Genomic DNA, 17,821 nt, shown 5'->3' with positions numbered 1-17,821 from the left:
GCTAATATAATAGTATGTAATATAGATAAAGATAGGAGTTGTCCCATGATTGAATTTCAAAATGTTAGTAAGTTGTATGGTGATAAAGAGGCCTTGAGCAATCTCAATCTGCAGATTGAAAATGGAGAGATTATGGGCTTGATTGGCCATAATGGGGCTGGGAAATCGACCACCATAAAATCCCTAGTCAGTATCATTTCGCCCAGCAGTGGTCGTATTTTAGTAGACGGTCAGGATTTATCGGAAAATCGCTTGGCGATCAAACGAAAGATTGGCTATGTTGCAGACTCGCCTGACTTATTTTTACGTTTAACGGCCAATGAATTTTGGGAATTGATCGCCTCATCCTATGATCTGACTAGCTCTGACTTGGAGGCTAGTCTAGCTAGGCTATTGAGTGTTTTTGATTTTGCTGAAAATCGTTATCAGGTTATTGAAACCCTTTCTCACGGAATGCGTCAGAAAGTCTTTGTCATTGGGGCACTCTTGTCTGATCCTGATATTTGGGTCTTGGACGAACCCTTGGCTGGTTTGGATCCCCAAGCTGCCTTTGATTTGAAGCAAATGATGAAGGAGCATGCGCAAAAAGGCAAGACAGTCTTGTTTTCAACCCATGTCCTAGAGGTAGCTGAGCAAGTCTGTGATCGGATTGCCATTTTGAAAAAGGGGCATTTGATTTATTGTGGTAGTGTAGAGGACTTGAGAAAAGACCACCCAGACCAGTCTTTGGAAAGTATCTACCTTAGTCTTGCTGGTAGAAAAGAGGAGGTTGCGGATGCGTCTCAAGGTCATTAAAAAATTAGTTGATATCAATATCCTTTATTCATCTCAAGAAGCTAATCTGGCTAACCTACGAAAGAAGCAAGCCAAGAATCCTGGGAAAAAAGTAAATGTTTCCGCTAGAGTCCTAAGTTCTTACATTTTTTCCAGTCTCTTGATGCTTTTGATGTTTATAAATATAGCCTTTCGTTTTCCTTTTGAGGAAATGCCAAGTTTTTTTAGTAGCATGGTTGCTATTTTACTGGTGCTTGCCTTTTCAACTTCTTTCACTGCATTTTACAATGTCTTTTATGAGAGTAAGGATTTGGTATCGTATAGGCCTTATGCCTTTAAAGAATCAGAGATTATAATTGCTAAAGGACTGTCTGTCCTCTTGCCAGCTCTGCCTGGAATTGTACCAATCCTAGCTTATTTTCTAGTTCTCTACATTAGGCTAGCACCTTCTCTTTGGCTTGGCTTGCCTTTGATGCTGCTGTCCTTGGCCTTATTATTTGTCTCTGTTACTTTAGTGATGGTAGTGGCAGTACATTTCTTGGCTCAGACTACGGTCTTCAGAAAGTATCAGTCTATTTTTGCCAATGTGATGATTGGGATAGGAGTTCTCATACCTTTAATATTTGTCCTCTTTCTACAGTCGACTTTTGGAAGTATTGTTGACAAAGTTAGAGACATTCCATTTCTCCTTTATCCTCTTCATATCTTTTACAAAATAGCAGTGGAGCCTTTTTCGACAGAAGCCATACTGGGTCTGCTCGCTTGGATAACTCTAACTGTCTTCTTACTTTACCTGACCAAAAAGAAGGTTCTTCCTCATTTTTATGACGTGATTCTGCTTAACAGTGAGGAGAAGGTCAAGAAAGAACGTCGCAGTAAGGAGAGAATTTCAACTACTAAAAAAGGATTTTTCCGTATGGTTTTACGCTACCACCTCACCCTCTTGGGACAGGGGACTGGCGTGATTACAGTGCTTTTTACAAGTGCTTTCCTTCCTTATCTCATGATGATTGGTCTGATTTCCAAAATCCGAGATTCTCAGATAGTTCCAGATATTCATCCTCTATACTGGTTACCCTTGTTTTTTGTAGGAGTGTTTATAGCAGTTGTCAATAACAATATCACCAGCCTGCATTCAATTGCTTTATCCTTGGAGAGGGAAAATGTTGATTTTCTTAAGAGTTTACCCTTTGACTTTACTCGCTATGTGAAAGTGAAATTTTGGATTATATTTGCTGTCCAGTCCTTTTTACCAGTTCTGACTTTACTTGGCCTTTCTCTATATCTAGGCTTGCCCATCCTTTCGATGATTTACCTTCTTGTAGTCTGGATCCTTACCAGTGTCATCCTTTCTTGCCACAATTACTTTAAGGACGTGAAAAATCTGTCAACCAATTGGAGTAACATTACGGACCTGGTGAACCGTTCAAATCGTATAGTAGCAATTGTTTTGATTTTTATTTATAGTGCAATCTTAATGGCCCTTGTAATAGGGAGCTTATTCTTGGTTCAGTCTCTCACCCCTGTCCTTGCCATAAGCTTGGGAGTAGGAGCTCTTATCCTCTTGCTTGCTCTTGCTATTTTTGGCTATCATTACTACCTGTCACGCATATTGGCAGAGATAGAAAAAAGATGAGCTAGTTGGTCTCTCGCTTGATAAATTCAATTCGACAAACACTTTTATAGTTTGTTAGAATGTAGTTGTAAATGATTAGGATTGGTAATCAAAAATATATAGGGAGGAACGTTTTGAATAAGAAATATAATATAGTTCTATTATTGTTGTTTATAGTTTATTTATTTGGATATTTTTCAATTTCAAAAACTTTCATTCCTATAATGTGTGTGATCCAAGTATTTTTGAGAGAACATATATTTAAAGTTCGAAATAGAATGATGCAGATAGGTGAAATTATAATTATTGTTGCTTCTATAATATTATTTATTGATAGTATATTGAGTTTGTAACAAAAGGCTTTTCTATAAAATCAAATTTTCCAGATACCTGCTGAAGCTGATTTATATCCTAATATTTCTTCTACTATCTACGTCACTAAACTTGACAGACACATATTACTGATACAGCCTCTCCAGCTACAATCTCAAAGTTAATACTCTTCGAAAATCTCTTCAAACCACGTCAGCTTTGCCTTGCCGTATATATGTGACTAACTTCGTCAGTCTTATTTACAACCTCAAAACAGTGTTTTGAGCAGCCTGCGGCTAGCTTCCTAGTTTGCTCTTTGATTTTCATTGAGTATAAACTGTGGCTAGTTTTCTAGTTTGTTCTTTGATTTTCTTTGAATTTTATTTTATAAAAAGAAATGCTCCTCCAAGACGGAAGAGCATTTTTATTGTGATTTTGATTCGGTTTCTGCCGACTCTGGATGGAGTTCTTGGTAACTTGGTGCCTTGAAAAGGTCAGTACTGGTTTTACCTTTTCGTTGGCTAAAGAGGCTAGTTGACTGACTTCCCTTTTCCTGCTCAATCTTTTGTAGAATTGGCAAGGAATTGAGGTAAGAAATACTTTCTGTATCAACTTTTCCAAGATGATCTGCTTGGTAGAAACGGATCAAATCGCCAGTTTGAATCTGGTCGCTGATTTTTAGCTGTTGACTAGCTGCTTGCCGAACGCTTTCCAGTTCGGTCTGAGTTTGTTCATCAAGATTACTGATTTCGAGACCACTTTCAGTATAGTAGGTTCGTCCGTCGTAGCTGGTGTATTTTGGTGTGACGAAGGAATTGGCAGTCCGAAAGGCAACGATCTCTTGGTGGTCTGGAGACAGAAGGTCTTGTCCAACTTGAAGGAAGGAACTGGATTCGATACCAAGGAGGTGTTCGAGAGTCGGTAAGATATCGATTTGTCCACCGTAGGTATTGATGATTTGTCCTTTTTTATAGCCAGGCATGACCACCATAAAAGGCACTCGTTGCAACATGGCATTGTCGTAATTCGACCAGTTATCAGAAGTCTTTCCAATCAAGGGTGCCAGCTCAGGATTGCGGGAGTTAGAAATTCCATAATGGTCTCCGTAGATGACGATGATGGATTTTTCATAGAGGCCACTTTCTTTGAGATAGTCAAAGAAGGCCTTGATAGCACTATCCAGATAGTTAGCTGTTTGGAAGTAGCCATTGATGGTTTCATCTTTGGTTTTAGCCAAGGGGAAACCAAGCTCATCGCCTGTCAGATTGCTAGCATAGGGATAGTGATTGGACACCGTGATATACTTAGCATAAAAAGGCTGCTGCAAGTGCTCCAGATACTGGATAGAATCTTTCATCATGATTTTATCATTTAAACCATATTGGAAAGAATTGCTACTGTCTTGCTTAGTAAAATAGGAAGCGTCAAAGAAGTATTGGTAGCCCCACTGTTTGTAGGTTGTATTTCGATTCCAGAAGGTCCCGATATTACCGTGAAAGACAGCACTCGATTGATAGCCGTTTTTTGATAGGATAAAAGGAGCTGCTTGCTGGGTATTGGTACCTCCATAGTTGACCATAAAGGAACCTTGGTCAAGTCCAAACAAACCAGTCTCTAGCATGGTTTCCGCATCTGATGTCTTACCAGCCTTGACTTGGTTAAAGATATTCGAAAAGGCTAGTGTAGATTGCGAATGGTAGAGGGAATTAAGGAAGGGAGTGACTTCGTGCTCAGTTCCATCTATGTTGAGTTTATAGTCAAGTAGGAACTGCTGGAAACTCTCCAAGTGGAGATAAATCACATTTTTCCCTTTGACTAAGCCAAAATAGTCTGGATTGGGCTTAGCAGCATGTTCTTGAATATAGTCTGTAATAGGTTGGAGATCAGTCTCAGAGGCCTTGGCACGTTCCTTGTTTGCACTGTAGGATTGGTTGGCGCTATAACCTAAAAAGGCTGGCAAACTAAGGGCACGAACAACATAATAATTAGAAAATCCTCGCGACAGGAGATCGGGACGTTCAATCTCTGCTAAGAAAAGGTTAGCTGAAAAGAGCAAGGCTGAGAGAGCAGTGATAGCAACACTGGAGCGGAATTTGAAAGGTCTCCTATCTAAATGGATGAATTTTTTAAAGAAAAGGAAAGCTAGCAATGGGAAATCCATAAAATAGATAAAATCCCAAGGACGCAGTAACTCTAGTTCTGCAGTGCCGACAGACACCTTGCTGACCACCTTCATGGTATTAGCTGTGATAAAGTCACTAAATTCTCGATAGTAAAAGACATTGGAATAGAGCCAAATGAATAAAAGGCTGTAAATAGCTATACTGAGACTGTAAAAGGCCTTTGTTGACCGAGCATAGAGGGCTAGAGCTAGTAGAAGGAGGCCCAAAGGAAGGGGGTTGAAAAAGGCGATAAAGGCAAGGTAATTTCCCTGCAATTTGCCCAATTGAATGTCTAAATTAAAGTCAACGGCATAGGCTAATAAGTTTTTGAACCAATAGACGATTAAAAGGGTTAGGACAAAACCCAGTCTGGTACCGATGGCTTTTTGGATTTTGTTAAAATTGCTTTTCACACATTTACTTCCTAATTTTTTATTAGTATTAGTATACCATTTTTTAAAAGAAGAGTAAAAAAGCAAGGGTAGTTTCTTTTTTGAGAATTGCCTAAAAGTTTGATATAATGATAGTTATGAATAGAATAAGAGTTAGCAAAAGGGTTGAAAAGAAGCTCGCCAAAGGTCTGGTTTTACTAGAAGCCAGTGATCTTGAGAATGTCAATCTCAAGGATCAGGAAGTAGAAGTCCATAGTCAAGATGGAAACTTTCTTGGGACTGCCTACCTTTCTCAGCAAAACAAGGGCTTGGGCTGGTTTGTTAGTAAGGACAAGGTGGCCTTAAATCAAGCTTTCTTTGAAACACTGTTTAGACAAGCTAAAGAAAAGAGAACAGCCTACTATCAAGATGATTTGACAACTGCCTTTCGTCTCTTTAACCAAGAGGGAGATGGCTTTGGCGGTCTGACAGTGGACCTTTATGGCGACTATGCTGTCTTTTCTTGGTATAACTCTTATGTTTATCAGATTCGCAAGCTTATCTCAGAATCCTTTAGACAGGTTTTTCCTGAGGTTTTAGGGATTTATGAGAAGATCCGCTTCAAGGGTTTGGACTATGAATCTGCCCATGTTTATGGTCAAGAAGCACCTGACTTTTTCACTGTTCTGGAAAATGGTGTCTTGTATCAGGTCTTCATGAATGATGGCTTGATGACAGGTATTTTCCTAGACCAGCATGAAGTTCGAGGTAGCTTGGTTGACGGTTTGGCTATGGGTAAATCCTTGCTCAATATGTTTTCCTACACAGCAGCCTTTTCAGTAGCTGCGGCCATGGGAGGAGCAAGCCAGACAACTTCTGTGGACCTAGCTAAACGTTCACGAGAATTGTCTCAAGCGCATTTTCAGGCAAATGGGCTCAGCACAGACGACCATCGTTTTATAGTCATGGATGTCTTTGAGTATTTCAAGTATGCCAAACGAAAAGGCTTGACCTATGATGTGATTGTCCTAGATCCGCCTAGCTTTGCTCGGAACAAAAAACAGACCTTCTCTGTGGCCAAGGATTATCACAAGTTGATTTCCCAGAGTCTGGAGATTTTAAATCCGGGAGGGATTATCATTGCCAGTACCAATGCTGCCAATGTTTCCCGTCAGAAATTTACAGAACAAATTGATAAAGGCTTTGCAGGAAGAAGTTACCAGATTTTAAATAAATATGGTCTTCCAGCAGATTTCGCCTATAATAAAAAAGATGAAAGTAGTAATTACCTCAAGGTGATTAGTATGAAGGTTAGTAAATGAAATTAATCGTTTCAGTAATGCCAAGGAGTTTAGAGGAGGCCCAGGCTCTGGATGCTACGAGGTATCAGGATGCTGATATCATTGAATGGCGTGCCGACTATCTGCCTAAAGAAGCGATTTTGCAGGTGGCTCCAGCTATTTTTGAAAAATTCGCAGGTCGTGAGTTAGTTTTCACTCTGAGAACTCGCTCTGAAGGGGGAGAAATCGACCTTTCTCCAGAAGAATATATCCATCTCATCAAGGAAGTGGCGCAACTCTATCAACCAGACTACATTGATTTTGAGTACTATAGCTACAAGGATGTTTTTGAGGAAATGTTGGACTTCCCAAATCTCGTTTTGAGTTACCACAATTTCCAAGAAACACCTGAAAATATGATGGAAATCTTATCAGAGTTGACGAGCCTAAATCCAAAACTGGTCAAGGTTGCGGTGATGGCTCACACAGAGCAGGATGTGCTAGACTTGATGAACTATACACGAGGCTTTAAAACCCTCAATCCTGAGCAGGAATATGTGACCATTTCTATGGGCAAGGTGGGTAAGGTCTCTCGTATCACTGCGGATGTGACAGGTTCGAGCTGGTCCTTTGCTAGTCTAGATGAGGCAAGTGCCCCAGGTCAGATTTCCTTAGCTAACATGAAAAAAATTCGGGAGATTTTGGATGAAGCTTGATGGCTATACACGTTTAGCTGCCGTTGTTGCCAATCCTATTAAGCATTCTATTTCCCCCTTTATTCACAACAGCGCCTTTGAGGCGACAGCTACCAACGGTGCTTATGTGGCTTGGGAGATTGAAGCGGGTGATTTGGCAGAAACAGTGGCTAATATTCGTCGCTACCAGATGTTTGGCATCAACCTTTCTATGCCCTATAAGGAGCAAGTGATTCCTTATTTGGATGAGCTGAGTGACGAAGCGCGCTTGATTGGTGCGGTCAATACGGTTGTCAATCATAATGGCACTTTAATTGGATATAATACAGATGGCAAGGGATTTTTTAAGAGCTTGCCTTCTTTTACAATTACAGGTAAGAAGATGACCCTGCTGGGTGCAGGTGGTGCGGCTAAATCCATTCTGGCGCAAGCTATTTTGGATGGTGTCAGTCAGATTTCGGTCTTTGTTCGTTCAGTTTCCATGGAAAAAACAAGACCTTACCTAGACAAATTACAGGAGCAGACAGGCTTTAAAGTGGACTTGTATGCTTTAGAAGATGTTTTTGAACTGCAAGCAAGGATTGCCGAGTCGGATTTACTGGTCAATGCGACAAGTGTAGGAATGGACGGTCAATCATCCCCAGTTCCTGAAAGCATAGTCTTACCAGAAACTCTCTTAGTAGCAGATATTATTTACCAACCCTTTGAGACGCCGTTTTTGAAATGGTCTAGGAGGCAGGGCAATCCAGCGGTCAATGGTCTGGGAATGTTGCTCTATCAAGCTGCAGAAGCTTTTCAACTGTGGACAGGCAAGGAAATGCCGACAGAAGAGATTTGGCAGTCTTTAACAGAAAAATACCAATAAAGAAAAGGAGATTCTCCTATGAAAATCAGAATCGATATTCCTCATCATCCTTATGATATTCAGATTGAAAAAGGTTGTCTGGCTCAGGCTGGCCAATGGTTGCGAGAACTCTGGCAACCACAAAAAGTGGTCATTGTGACAGATAACCATGTAGCTTCTCTTTATGCAGAGAAGGTCAAGCTCAGCCTAGAAGATGCTGGTTTTCAGGTAGCAGTTTTTGACTTTTTGGAAGGGGAAGAAAGAAAGAATTTAACCACTGTCCAGAAAGTCTATGAATTTCTAGTTAAGCAGGGGTTGACTCGTAGCGATGGAGTCGTGGCTCTCGGAGGTGGTGTCGTTGGAGACCTGGCTGGTTTCGTAGCCTCTACCTATATGCGGGGTATTCATTTTGTTCAGATTCCGACCAGCTTGACAGCCCAGGTGGATTCTTCTATCGGCGGAAAGACAGGCGTTAACACTCCATTTGCTAAGAATATGGTGGGTACCTTTGCCCAACCAGATGGGGTTCTGATTGACCCACTTGTTCTTGAAACCCTCGGGAAAAGAGAGTTGATTGAAGGAATGGGTGAAGTTATCAAGTATGGCTTGATTGAGGATCCAGAACTTTGGGCTCTTTTGACGGAGCTGGATGGTTCTGTTGAGAGCATTTTGGAACATGCGGAGACTTTGATTGAACATTCTTGTCAGGTTAAACGCAAGATGGTGGTTGAGGATGAGCTGGACAATGGTGTACGCCTTTACCTCAACTTTGGTCACACTATTGGTCATGCCATTGAAGCAACTGCCGGTTATGGAAAAGTCATGCATGGTGAAGCTGTGGCCATGGGAATGGTTCAGATTTCCAAGGTTGCTGAGGAAAAAGGTCTCATGCCAGCTGGCATAACTCAGTCCATTACAGCTATGTGTCAGAAATTTGGCTTGCCTATTGACTATGAAAACTGGGATGTTGACAAGCTTTATCAGGCTTTGACTCATGATAAGAAGGCGCGTGGCAATACCTTGAAATTGGTCTTGGTACCAGAGCTTGGTTCAGCGACTATTCACCCAGTTTCTCTGGAAGAGATGAAAGACTACTTGGTAAAATAAGGAGAGTGTATGAGATATTTAACTGCAGGAGAATCACACGGTCCCCGTCTGACAGCTATTATTGAGGGAATTCCAGCTGGACTACCTTTGACAGCAGAGGATATCAATGAGGATTTGAAACGCCGTCAGGGTGGTTACGGTCGTGGTGGCCGTATGAAGATTGAGAGCGACCAAGTTGTCTTTACTTCAGGCGTTCGTCATGGGAAGACGACAGGGGCTCCCATTACCATGGATGTCATCAATAAGGACCACCAAAAATGGCTGGACATTATGTCTGCGGAGGACATTGAAGACCGTCTTAAAAGCAAACGAAAAATCACCCATCCTCGCCCAGGTCATGCTGATTTGGTTGGGGGCATCAAGTACCGTTTTGATGATTTGCGAAATTCTTTGGAGCGTTCATCAGCTCGTGAAACCACCATGCGAGTGGCTGTTGGGGCAGTGGCCAAACGCCTCTTGGCTGAACTGGATATGGAGATTGCCAACCATGTCGTGGTCTTTGGTGGTAAGGAAATCGATGTTCCTGAAAATTTAACAGTCGCTGAGATTAAGGAACGAGCTGCCCAGTCTGAAGTTTCTATTGTCAACCAAGAAAGAGAACAGGAAATCAAGGATTATATTGACCAAATTAAACGTGACGGTGATACCATCGGTGGGGTTGTGGAGACAGTCGTTGGAGGTGTTCCAGTTGGTCTTGGTTCCTATGTCCAATGGGACAGAAAATTGGATGCGCGATTGGCCCAAGCAGTTGTCTCTATCAATGCCTTTAAAGGAGTAGAATTTGGTCTCGGCTTTGAAGCTGGTTACCGTAAGGGCAGCCAAGTTATGGACGAAATTCTCTGGTCTAAAGAAGACGGCTATACTCGCCGCACTAACAATCTGGGCGGCTTTGAAGGTGGTATGACCAATGGGCAACCCATCGTTGTTCGTGGAGTCATGAAACCTATTCCTACTCTCTACAAACCACTTATGAGTGTGGATATCGAAACCCATGAACCCTACAAGGCGACTGTGGAGAGAAGTGATCCGACCGCCCTTCCAGCTGCAGGAGTGGTCATGGAAGCCGTTGTGGCAACGGTTCTGGCACAAGAAATCCTTGAAAAATTCTCATCAGACAATCTTGAGGAACTAAAAGAAGCGGTAGCCCAACACCGAGACTATACAAAGAACTATTAAGGAGTTCCTATGGCAAAAACAGTCTATATCGCAGGCCTTGGATTGATTGGTGCCTCTCTGGCCCTTGGCATCAAACGTGATCATCCAGATTATGAAATTTTAGGTTATAATCGTAGCCAAGCTTCGAGAGATATCGCCTTGAAAGAAGGCATGATTGACCGTGCAACGGATGATTTTGCCAGTTTTGCTCCTTTGGCAGATATCATTATCCTCAGTTTGCCAATCAAACAAACCATTGCTTTCATTAAGGAGTTGTCCGACTTGGACTTGAAAGAAGGAGTTATTATTTCAGATGCTGGTTCGACCAAGTCAGCCATTGTAGACGCAGCGGAGAACTATTTGGCTGGCAAGCCTGTTCGCTTTGTCGGGGCCCATCCTATGGCTGGTAGTCACAAGACAGGGGCAGCTTCTGCAGATGTCAATCTCTTTGAAAATGCCTATTATATCTTTACACCTTCTAGCTTGACAAGTCCTGATACGCTCGAGGAAATGAAGGACTTGCTTTCAGGGCTTCATGCTCGTTTTATCGAGATTGATGCCAAGGAGCATGATCGTGTGACTTCTCAGATTAGCCATTTTCCTCATATTCTGGCTTCCAGTCTCATGGAGCAGACTGCGGTCTATGCTCAAGAACATGAGATGGCGAGGCGCTTTGCGGCCGGTGGTTTTCGAGATATGACTCGAATTGCGGAAAGCGAGCCGGGTATGTGGACCTCCATTCTCTTATCTAATCGTGAAACCATTCTGGATCGAATTGAGGATTTCAAGGAACGTTTAGATGAGGTTGGACAAGCCATCAGTAAGGGAGATGAAGAGCAAATTTGGAACTTTTTCAACCAAGCGCGTGAGCAACGCCAAGCCATGGAAATCCATAAGCGTGGTGGTGTGGATAGCTCTTATGACCTCTATGTCGATGTTCCCGATGAAGAAAATGTCATCTTGCGGATTTTGGAATTGCTACGTGGAACTTCCTTGGTTAACATCCACATCAACGAGGAAAACCGTGAGGATATTCACGGGATTCTACAAATTTCATTTAAAAATGCTCAAGATTTAGAACGAGCCGAGCACCTCATAACAGAAAACACCGACTATACAGTCGTTATCAAATAAGGAGAAAATCATGTCAAATATTTACGATAGTGCAAATGAACTCAGTCGCGGCCTACGCGAATTGCCAGAATACAAGGCTGTCAAAGCGGCTAAAGATGCGATTGCAGCAGACGCTGAGGCAAGCAAAATCTTTACAGAATATGTTGCTTTCCAAGAGGAAATTCAAAAACTAGCACAAACAGGTCAAATGCCAGATGCTTCCTTCCAAGCGAAGATGGAAGGCTTTGGCAAGCAGATTCAAGGAAACAGCCTATTGTCGGAATTCTTTACCAAGCAACAACAATTGGCCATTTACCTTTCTGACATTGAAAAAATTGTTTTCGAACCAGTTTCAGAATTGCTAAAATAAGAAAATAACTATCATAAAGTCAGAAATTTTAAGGAATTTCTGGCTTTTTATGATAAAATAAGTAAAAGTATTGCAAGTATGAGGTCCAGTATGAAACTAAAAACAAACATTCGCCACTTACACGGCAGTATCCGAGTTCCAGGTGACAAGTCTATCAGTCACCGTTCTATTATCTTTGGAAGTTTGGCTGAGGGTGAGACCAAGGTTTATGATATTCTTCGAGGTGAAGACGTTCTTTCGACCATACAGGTCTTTCGTGATCTTGGTGTAGAGATTGAGGATGAAGACGGTGTCATTACTATTCAAGGTGTAGGTGTGGACGGCTTGAAAACTCCACAAAATGCCCTTGATATGGGAAATTCTGGCACCTCGATTCGCCTGATTTCAGGTGTCCTTGCTGGTGCAGACTTTGAAGTAGAAATGTTTGGCGATGATAGTCTTTCCAAACGTCCTATGGATCGTGTGACGATTCCACTGAAAAAAATGGGCGTCAGCATTTCGGGACAAACTGAGCGAGACCTTCCTCCCCTTCATTTAAAAGGGACGAAAAACCTAAGACCTATTCATTATGAGTTGCCAATTGCCTCTGCCCAAGTCAAGTCAGCCTTGATGTTTGCAGCCTTGCAGGCTCAGGGGGAGTCTGTTATTATCGAAAAAGAGTGTACCCGTAATCATACTGAAGATATGCTGCAACAATTTGGTGGTCATTTAAGTGTAGAGGGCAAGAAAATCACAGTCCAAGGGCCACAAAAATTGACAGGACAAAAGGTGGTCGTGCCAGGAGATATTTCCAGTGCAGCCTTTTGGTTGGTCGCAGGTTTGATTGTTCCAAATTCTCGTCTAGTGCTGCAGAATGTGGGGATCAACGAAACGCGCACCGGTATTATCGATGTCATTCGTGCCATGGGTGGAAAATTGAAAATAACTGAAATTGACCCAGTCGCTAAATCTGCTACCTTGATTGTTGAGTCTTCTGACTTGAAAGGAACAGAGATTGGTGGCGCTTTGATTCCACGCTTGATTGATGAATTGCCTATTATTTCCCTACTTGCGACCCAAGCCCAAGGTGTTACAGTTATCAAGGATGCTGAGGAACTTAAGGTTAAGGAAACAGACCGCATTCAGGTTGTGGCAGATGCCTTAAATAGTATGGGAGCAGATATTACTCCTACGGCAGATGGGATGATTATCAAAGGGAAATCAGCCCTTCACGGTGCTAGAGTCAATACTTTTGGAGACCATCGTATCGGAATGATGACAGCCATTGCAGCCCTTTTGGTTGCAGATGGAGAGGTGGAGCTTGATCGTGCAGAAGCCATCAATACCAGCTATCCGAGCTTCTTTGATGATTTGGAGAGCTTGATTCATGGCTAAGGTATTACTAGGATTTATGGGAGCTGGCAAATCGACTATTGCAAGAGGATTGGACCCTAATTACCTTGATATGGATGCTCTGATAGAGAAGCGCTTAGGTATGTCCATTGCGGATTTTTTCGCTGAAAAGGGAGAAGAGGTCTTTCGACAGGTAGAGTCAGAAGTATTAGCTGAGTTACTACAAAGAGATCAAGTTGTGTCAACTGGTGGTGGAGTGGTTATTTCTCAGCGAAATCGTGACTTACTCAAGACTAATTCTGATAATATCTATCTGAAAGCCGATTTTGAAACCCTCTACCAACGCATCGCAGCTGATCAGGACAATCAGCGTCCGCTTTTTCTAAATAATAGCAAGGAAGAACTTGCAGCTATTTTTCAAGAAAGACAGGCTTGGTATGAGGAAGTAGCCAGTCGGATTTTGGATGTGACCAAGCTAAGCCCAGAGGAAATTATAGAGGAACTGAGATGAAAATTGCTTATCTAGGTCCCAAGGGATCATTTTCACACCATGTTGTGCAGACTGCTTTTCCTCATGAGGAATTGCAGGCCTTCGCCAACATTACAGATGTCATCAAGGCCTACGAGCAAGGCTTGGTGGACTATTCTGTGGTGCCAGTTGAAAATTCTATCGAGGGTAGTGTGCATGAAACCTTGGACTACCTTTTTCATCAGGCTCGCATCCAAGCAGTAGGAGAAATCGTTCAGCCTATTCATCAGCAGTTGATGGTAGTCCCAGGTCATACTAAGATTGAAAAGATTTTTTCTCATCCACAGGCCTTGGCTCAAGGAAAGAAATTCATCGATGAACAGTATCCAGAGGCTCAAATCGAGGTAACAGCTAGTACAGCTTATGCGGCCCGCTTTATTTCCGAACATCCAGACCAGCCTTTTGCGGCAATTGCACCTAGAAGTTCTGCAGAAGAATATGGCTTGGAACTGATTGCCGAGGATATTCAGGAAATGGAAGCCAATTTCACACGTTTTTGGGTGCTAGGAGCCGAAATTCCTACTATTCCCTTGCAAGCACAAACTGAAAAAATGAGTTTGGCCTTGACCTTACCTGATAACCTTCCAGGTGCACTTTATAAGGCCTTGTCGACCTTTGCTTGGCGAGGAATTGACTTAACAAAAATTGAAAGTCGTCCACTTAAGACAGCACTGGGCGAATACTTTTTCATTATCGATGTGGACTATACTGATAGGGACTTGGTTCACTTTGCCCAAAAAGAACTAGAAGCGATTGGAATCCAGTATAAAGTTCTGGGTACCTATCCGATTTATCCAATATCAGACCATGGAAAGGAGAGAAGATGAGTAAAGAAAATCCTCTCAGTCATCATGAGCAGTTGCGTTATGATTATTTGCTAAAAAATATTCACTATCTCAATGAGAGAGAAAAAAATGAGTTTGCTTACTTGCAAGAAAAGCTAACTCTTGCTAGAGTAAATAGTAGTTCCAGCTTGGAACAAGAAAGAGAAGAGCAGGTCGACTTACCAAGCTATGCGAACCGGAGTCGCTCACAATACAAATCACAAGCACTCTCTGCTCCTCCCAAAAAGAAAAGACGGAAGCTCCGTCTTAAACGCATTTTTATGGTGATTTTTTCACTTTTGGTCTGTGTGGCTTTGGCCATGGTATTCATGTTTTTGCGTGGTTACCAAGATGCTAGCGCAAAGAAAACTGCTGATGCTAAGGCAGCACAGGTTCAAGTCTTTAATGGTCAGGACACTAGAGACGGGGTTAATATTTTGATCATGGGGACGGACGGTCGAATTGGTCAAAATAGTGCTGAGACGCGGACAGACTCTATTATGGTATTAAATGTTGGCGGCTCAGATAAGAAAATGAAGCTAGTCAGCTTCATGCGTGACAATTTGGTTTATATAGACGGTTATAGCCAAGTGATTAACGGTAGAAAACAGACGGATAACAAGTTAAACGTAGCCTATGAGTTAGGAGAACAAGAGGGGCAAAAAGGGGCAGAAATGGTTCGTCAAGTTTTGAAAGATAATTTTGATTTGGACATTAAGTACTACGCCTTGGTCGATTTTCAGGCCTTTGCAACAGCGATTGACACGCTTTTCCCTGATGGGGTGACAATTGATGCCCAATTTTCAACATTGAATGGGCGTCCACTAACAGAAGCTACAGTCGGAGATGATTTACACGCTACTGAGACTGAGTCTCCAACCCAAACCATCAAAGTCGGGAAGCAGCAGATGAATGGCTCGACCCTGCTCAATTATGCTCGTTTCCGTGATGACGATGAGGCGGATTACGGCCGTACAAAAAGACAGCAACAAGTTTTAACAGCAATTTTAGAGCAAATTAAAGATCCCACTAAACTTTTCACTGGTTCTGAAGCTCTTGGAAAGGTTTTTGCTATGACCTCAACCAATGCACCCTATACTTTCCTCCTAACAAACGGTTTATCTGTTTTGGATGGAGCAAAAAATGGTATTGAAAAATTGACGATTCCAGAACTGGGTGACTGGGTAGATGCCTATGATGTTTATGGAGGCTTGGGCTTGCTGGTTGATCAAAACAAATATCAAACCAAGCTCGCTCAAATGGGCTTGAGATAAAATAAGATAGGAGAATCAAAGTTTGATAGCTATTTGGGTAGCAGTCAGGCTTTGATTTTTTACAGTCTGCAATAGATTTTCACCCCCTATTTGTGGTATAATGAAACGATACGATAGAAAGAATAATGAACAATATGACTGATTTAAAAGCAATTCAGGCTCGTAGTCTGGAGATGGCTGAATATTTTGTGGCCTTTTGTAAAGAACATGATTTGCTTTGTTACCTCTGTGGAGGAGGTGCTATTGGTGCCCTTCGAAACAAGGGCTTTATTCCTTGGGATGACGACCTAGACTTTTTTATGCCTCGTAAGGATTATGAAAAACTAGCAGAATTATGGCCTCGCTATGCAGATAAGCGTTATTTCTTGTCAAAGAGTCACAAAGATTTTGTAGACCGTAATCTTTTTATTACCATTCGTGACAAGGAAACCACCTGTATCAAGCCTTATCAGCAGGATTTGAATTTGCCACATGGTCTTGCCTTGGATGTCTTGCCTTTGGATTATTATCCGAAAAATCCAGCTGAGCGGAAGAAACAGGTTCGCTGGGCCTTGATTTATTCTCTTTTTTGTGCCCAAACTATTCCAGAAAAGCATGGTGCACTTATGAAATGGGGAAGTCGCATTTTACTGGGTGTGACTCCAAAATCTCTCCGTTATCGCATTTGGAAAAAAGCTGAGAAAGAAATGACCAAGTATGGTTTGGCTGAGAGTGATGGCATTACAGAATTATGCTCAGGTCCTGGCTACATGAGAAATAAGTACCTAATCGCATCTTTTGAGGATAATCTTTTCTTGCCATTTGAAGGAACAGAGATGCCTATTCCAGTTGGTTATGATGCTTATCTCAGTACTGCTTTTGGGGATTATATGACGCCACCACCAGCAGACAAGCAGCTACCGCATCATGATGCTGTCATCGCTGATATGGATAAGTCTTATACAGAATACAAGGGAGAATATGGTGGCTAAGAAAAAAATCTTATTTTTTATGTGGTCTTTTTCTCTCGGAGGTGGAGCAGAGAAGATTTTATCTACCATTGTTTCAAATCTGGATCCAGAAAAGTATGATATTGATATTCTTGAAATGGAGCATTTTGACAAGGGATACGAATCAGTTCCTAAACATGTAGGCATTTTAAAATCCTTTCAGGATTATCGCCAAGCCAGATGGTTACGAGCTCTTTTGTGGAGAATGAGAATTTATTTTCCAAGACTGACTCGGCGCTTGCTTGTGAAAGATGACTATGATGTTGAAGTTTCCTTTACCATTATGAATCCACCACTGTTGTTCTCTAAAAGAAGAGAAGTCAAGAAAATCTCTTGGATTCATGGAAGTATTGAAGAATTTCTTAAGGATAGCTCAAAAAGAAAATCACATAGACGCCAGTTGGATGCTGCGGATACCATTGTAGGGATCTCAAAAAAGACCAGCCATTCTATCAAGGAAGTCTACCCAGATTATGCTTCAAAATTACAGACGGTCTACAATGGTTATGATTTTAAGACTATCCTAGAAAAATCTCAAGAGAAGATTGATATCGAGATTGCTCCTCAAAGTATCTGTACTATCGGACGGATTGAAGAAAATAAGGGTTCTGACCGTGTGGTGGAAGTGATACGGTTATTACACCAAGAGGGGAAAAATTATCACCTTTACTTTATAGGTGCTGGTGATATGGAAGAGGAACTGAAAAAACGGGTCAAAGAGTATGAGCTTGAGGACTACGTACATTTCCTTGGCTATCAAAAAAATCCTTATCAGTATTTATCTCAGATGAAAGTTCTCTTGTCTATGTCTAAACAAGAAGGTTTTCCTGGGGTGTATGTGGAGGCCTTGAGCCTTGGAATCCCTTTTGTCTCTACGGATGTTGGAGGTGCTGAGGAACTATCCCAAGAAGGAAGATTTGGACAAATCATTGAGAGCAATCAAGAGGCAGCTCAGGCAATTACGAACTATATGACTTCTGCCTCAAACTTTGATGTCGATGAGGCTAGTCAATTCATTCAACAATTTACAATTGCCAAACAAATCGAACAAGTAGAAAAACTATTAGAGGAGTAG

Annotated in this window: 17 protein-coding genes; 16 read left to right on the top strand and 1 reads right to left on the bottom strand. The window is 41.8% G+C overall.

Going from position 1 to position 17,821, the window contains the following annotated elements; all coding sequences use genetic code 11:
* Positions 1 to 45: 45 nt before the first annotated feature.
* From HWX15_RS08545 to HWX15_RS10275, 3 genes are all read left to right on the top strand, one after another.
* The gene (locus HWX15_RS08545) at positions 46 to 795 is read left to right on the top strand and encodes an ABC transporter ATP-binding protein (RefSeq protein ID WP_175880863.1); all 750 of its coding nucleotides are present in this window, start codon (positions 46 to 48) and stop codon (positions 793 to 795) included.
* Positions 776 to 2,410: a hypothetical protein gene (locus HWX15_RS08540; protein ID WP_175880862.1), complete on the top strand. Its 1,635-nt coding sequence runs from the start codon at positions 776 to 778 to the stop codon at positions 2,408 to 2,410. Before HWX15_RS08545 ends, HWX15_RS08540 begins: the two co-directional genes overlap by 20 nt.
* A 71-nt stretch (positions 2,411 to 2,481) precedes the next feature.
* On the top strand, positions 2,482 to 2,742 hold the full coding sequence (locus HWX15_RS10275; protein WP_367948265.1) for a hypothetical protein: 261 nt from the start codon (positions 2,482 to 2,484) through the stop codon (positions 2,740 to 2,742).
* 383 nt (positions 2,743 to 3,125) lie between these two features.
* Here HWX15_RS10275 and HWX15_RS08535 read toward each other — a convergent pair whose 3' ends face one another.
* The gene (locus tag HWX15_RS08535) at positions 3,126 to 5,276 is read right to left on the bottom strand and encodes an LTA synthase family protein (protein WP_175880861.1); all 2,151 of its coding nucleotides are present in this window, start codon (positions 5,274 to 5,276) and stop codon (positions 3,126 to 3,128) included.
* Between the two features lie 116 nt (positions 5,277 to 5,392).
* Here HWX15_RS08535 and HWX15_RS08530 point away from each other — a divergent pair, with 116 nt between their 5' ends.
* From HWX15_RS08530 to HWX15_RS08470, 13 genes are all read left to right on the top strand, one after another.
* Positions 5,393 to 6,556 carry a class I SAM-dependent rRNA methyltransferase gene (locus HWX15_RS08530; RefSeq protein WP_175880860.1) on the top strand — a complete coding sequence of 388 codons (1,164 nt, stop codon included), beginning with the start codon at positions 5,393 to 5,395 and terminating at the stop codon, positions 6,554 to 6,556.
* On the top strand, positions 6,553 to 7,230 hold the full coding sequence (gene aroD, locus HWX15_RS08525) for a type I 3-dehydroquinate dehydratase (RefSeq protein WP_175880859.1): 678 nt from the start codon (positions 6,553 to 6,555) through the stop codon (positions 7,228 to 7,230). The genes HWX15_RS08530 and aroD overlap by 4 nt, the downstream gene beginning before the upstream one ends.
* A complete protein-coding gene (locus HWX15_RS08520) occupies positions 7,220 to 8,074 on the top strand; it encodes a shikimate dehydrogenase (protein ID WP_175880858.1) in 855 nt (284 codons plus the stop codon). Before aroD ends, HWX15_RS08520 begins: the two co-directional genes overlap by 11 nt.
* A gap of 18 nt (positions 8,075 to 8,092) precedes the next feature.
* A complete protein-coding gene (gene aroB, locus HWX15_RS08515) occupies positions 8,093 to 9,160 on the top strand; it encodes a 3-dehydroquinate synthase (protein ID WP_175880857.1) in 1,068 nt (355 codons plus the stop codon).
* A gap of 9 nt (positions 9,161 to 9,169) precedes the next feature.
* Complete coding sequence (aroC, locus tag HWX15_RS08510) at positions 9,170 to 10,336, top strand: chorismate synthase (protein ID WP_175880856.1); 1,167 nt, start codon at positions 9,170 to 9,172, stop codon at positions 10,334 to 10,336.
* A gap of 9 nt (positions 10,337 to 10,345) precedes the next feature.
* The gene (locus HWX15_RS08505) at positions 10,346 to 11,449 is read left to right on the top strand and encodes a prephenate dehydrogenase (protein ID WP_175880855.1); all 1,104 of its coding nucleotides are present in this window, start codon (positions 10,346 to 10,348) and stop codon (positions 11,447 to 11,449) included.
* A gap of 10 nt (positions 11,450 to 11,459) precedes the next feature.
* Entirely contained in the window at positions 11,460 to 11,798 is a 339-nt protein-coding gene (locus tag HWX15_RS08500; RefSeq protein WP_070478366.1) for a YlbF/YmcA family competence regulator, read from the top strand.
* Positions 11,799 to 11,888: 90 nt separating this feature from the next.
* Entirely contained in the window at positions 11,889 to 13,172 is a 1,284-nt protein-coding gene (gene aroA, locus HWX15_RS08495) for a 3-phosphoshikimate 1-carboxyvinyltransferase (protein ID WP_175880854.1), read from the top strand.
* Entirely contained in the window at positions 13,165 to 13,641 is a 477-nt protein-coding gene (locus HWX15_RS08490) for a shikimate kinase (RefSeq protein WP_175880853.1), read from the top strand. The genes aroA and HWX15_RS08490 overlap by 8 nt, the downstream gene beginning before the upstream one ends.
* Entirely contained in the window at positions 13,638 to 14,486 is an 849-nt protein-coding gene (pheA, locus tag HWX15_RS08485; protein ID WP_175880852.1) for a prephenate dehydratase, read from the top strand. The genes HWX15_RS08490 and pheA overlap by 4 nt, the downstream gene beginning before the upstream one ends.
* On the top strand, positions 14,483 to 15,757 hold the full coding sequence (gene psr / locus HWX15_RS08480; RefSeq protein ID WP_175880851.1) for a polyisoprenyl-teichoic acid--peptidoglycan teichoic acid transferase Psr: 1,275 nt from the start codon (positions 14,483 to 14,485) through the stop codon (positions 15,755 to 15,757). Before pheA ends, psr begins: the two co-directional genes overlap by 4 nt.
* Before the next feature lie 125 nt (positions 15,758 to 15,882).
* Positions 15,883 to 16,728 (top strand): LicD family protein, encoded by an 846-nt coding sequence (locus tag HWX15_RS08475; protein ID WP_175880850.1) that lies wholly within the window; start codon positions 15,883 to 15,885, stop codon positions 16,726 to 16,728.
* Positions 16,718 to 17,821: a glycosyltransferase gene (locus tag HWX15_RS08470; RefSeq protein WP_175880849.1), complete on the top strand. Its 1,104-nt coding sequence runs from the start codon at positions 16,718 to 16,720 to the stop codon at positions 17,819 to 17,821. The genes HWX15_RS08475 and HWX15_RS08470 overlap by 11 nt, the downstream gene beginning before the upstream one ends.

The sequence above is a fragment of the Streptococcus thalassemiae genome (assembly GCF_903645285.1).
Classification (GTDB): Bacteria; Bacillota; Bacilli; order Lactobacillales; family Streptococcaceae; genus Streptococcus; species Streptococcus thalassemiae.
This window is presented reverse-complemented; position numbering and strand designations above follow the sequence as displayed.

Coding starts and splice junctions, on each gene's coding strand:
- HWX15_RS08545 (WP_175880863.1), top strand. CDS start 46: ATGATTGAATTTCAAAATGTTAGTAAGTTGTATGGTGATAAAGAGGCC.
- HWX15_RS08540 (WP_175880862.1), top strand. CDS start 776: ATGCGTCTCAAGGTCATTAAAAAATTAGTTGATATCAATATCCTTTAT.
- HWX15_RS10275 (WP_367948265.1), top strand. CDS start 2,482: ATGATTAGGATTGGTAATCAAAAATATATAGGGAGGAACGTTTTGAAT.
- HWX15_RS08530 (WP_175880860.1), top strand. CDS start 5,393: ATGAATAGAATAAGAGTTAGCAAAAGGGTTGAAAAGAAGCTCGCCAAA.
- aroD (WP_175880859.1), top strand. CDS start 6,553: ATGAAATTAATCGTTTCAGTAATGCCAAGGAGTTTAGAGGAGGCCCAG.
- HWX15_RS08520 (WP_175880858.1), top strand. CDS start 7,220: ATGAAGCTTGATGGCTATACACGTTTAGCTGCCGTTGTTGCCAATCCT.
- aroB (WP_175880857.1), top strand. CDS start 8,093: ATGAAAATCAGAATCGATATTCCTCATCATCCTTATGATATTCAGATT.
- aroC (WP_175880856.1), top strand. CDS start 9,170: ATGAGATATTTAACTGCAGGAGAATCACACGGTCCCCGTCTGACAGCT.
- HWX15_RS08505 (WP_175880855.1), top strand. CDS start 10,346: ATGGCAAAAACAGTCTATATCGCAGGCCTTGGATTGATTGGTGCCTCT.
- HWX15_RS08500 (WP_070478366.1), top strand. CDS start 11,460: ATGTCAAATATTTACGATAGTGCAAATGAACTCAGTCGCGGCCTACGC.
- aroA (WP_175880854.1), top strand. CDS start 11,889: ATGAAACTAAAAACAAACATTCGCCACTTACACGGCAGTATCCGAGTT.
- HWX15_RS08490 (WP_175880853.1), top strand. CDS start 13,165: ATGGCTAAGGTATTACTAGGATTTATGGGAGCTGGCAAATCGACTATT.
- pheA (WP_175880852.1), top strand. CDS start 13,638: ATGAAAATTGCTTATCTAGGTCCCAAGGGATCATTTTCACACCATGTT.
- psr (WP_175880851.1), top strand. CDS start 14,483: ATGAGTAAAGAAAATCCTCTCAGTCATCATGAGCAGTTGCGTTATGAT.
- HWX15_RS08475 (WP_175880850.1), top strand. CDS start 15,883: ATGAACAATATGACTGATTTAAAAGCAATTCAGGCTCGTAGTCTGGAG.
- HWX15_RS08470 (WP_175880849.1), top strand. CDS start 16,718: ATGGTGGCTAAGAAAAAAATCTTATTTTTTATGTGGTCTTTTTCTCTC.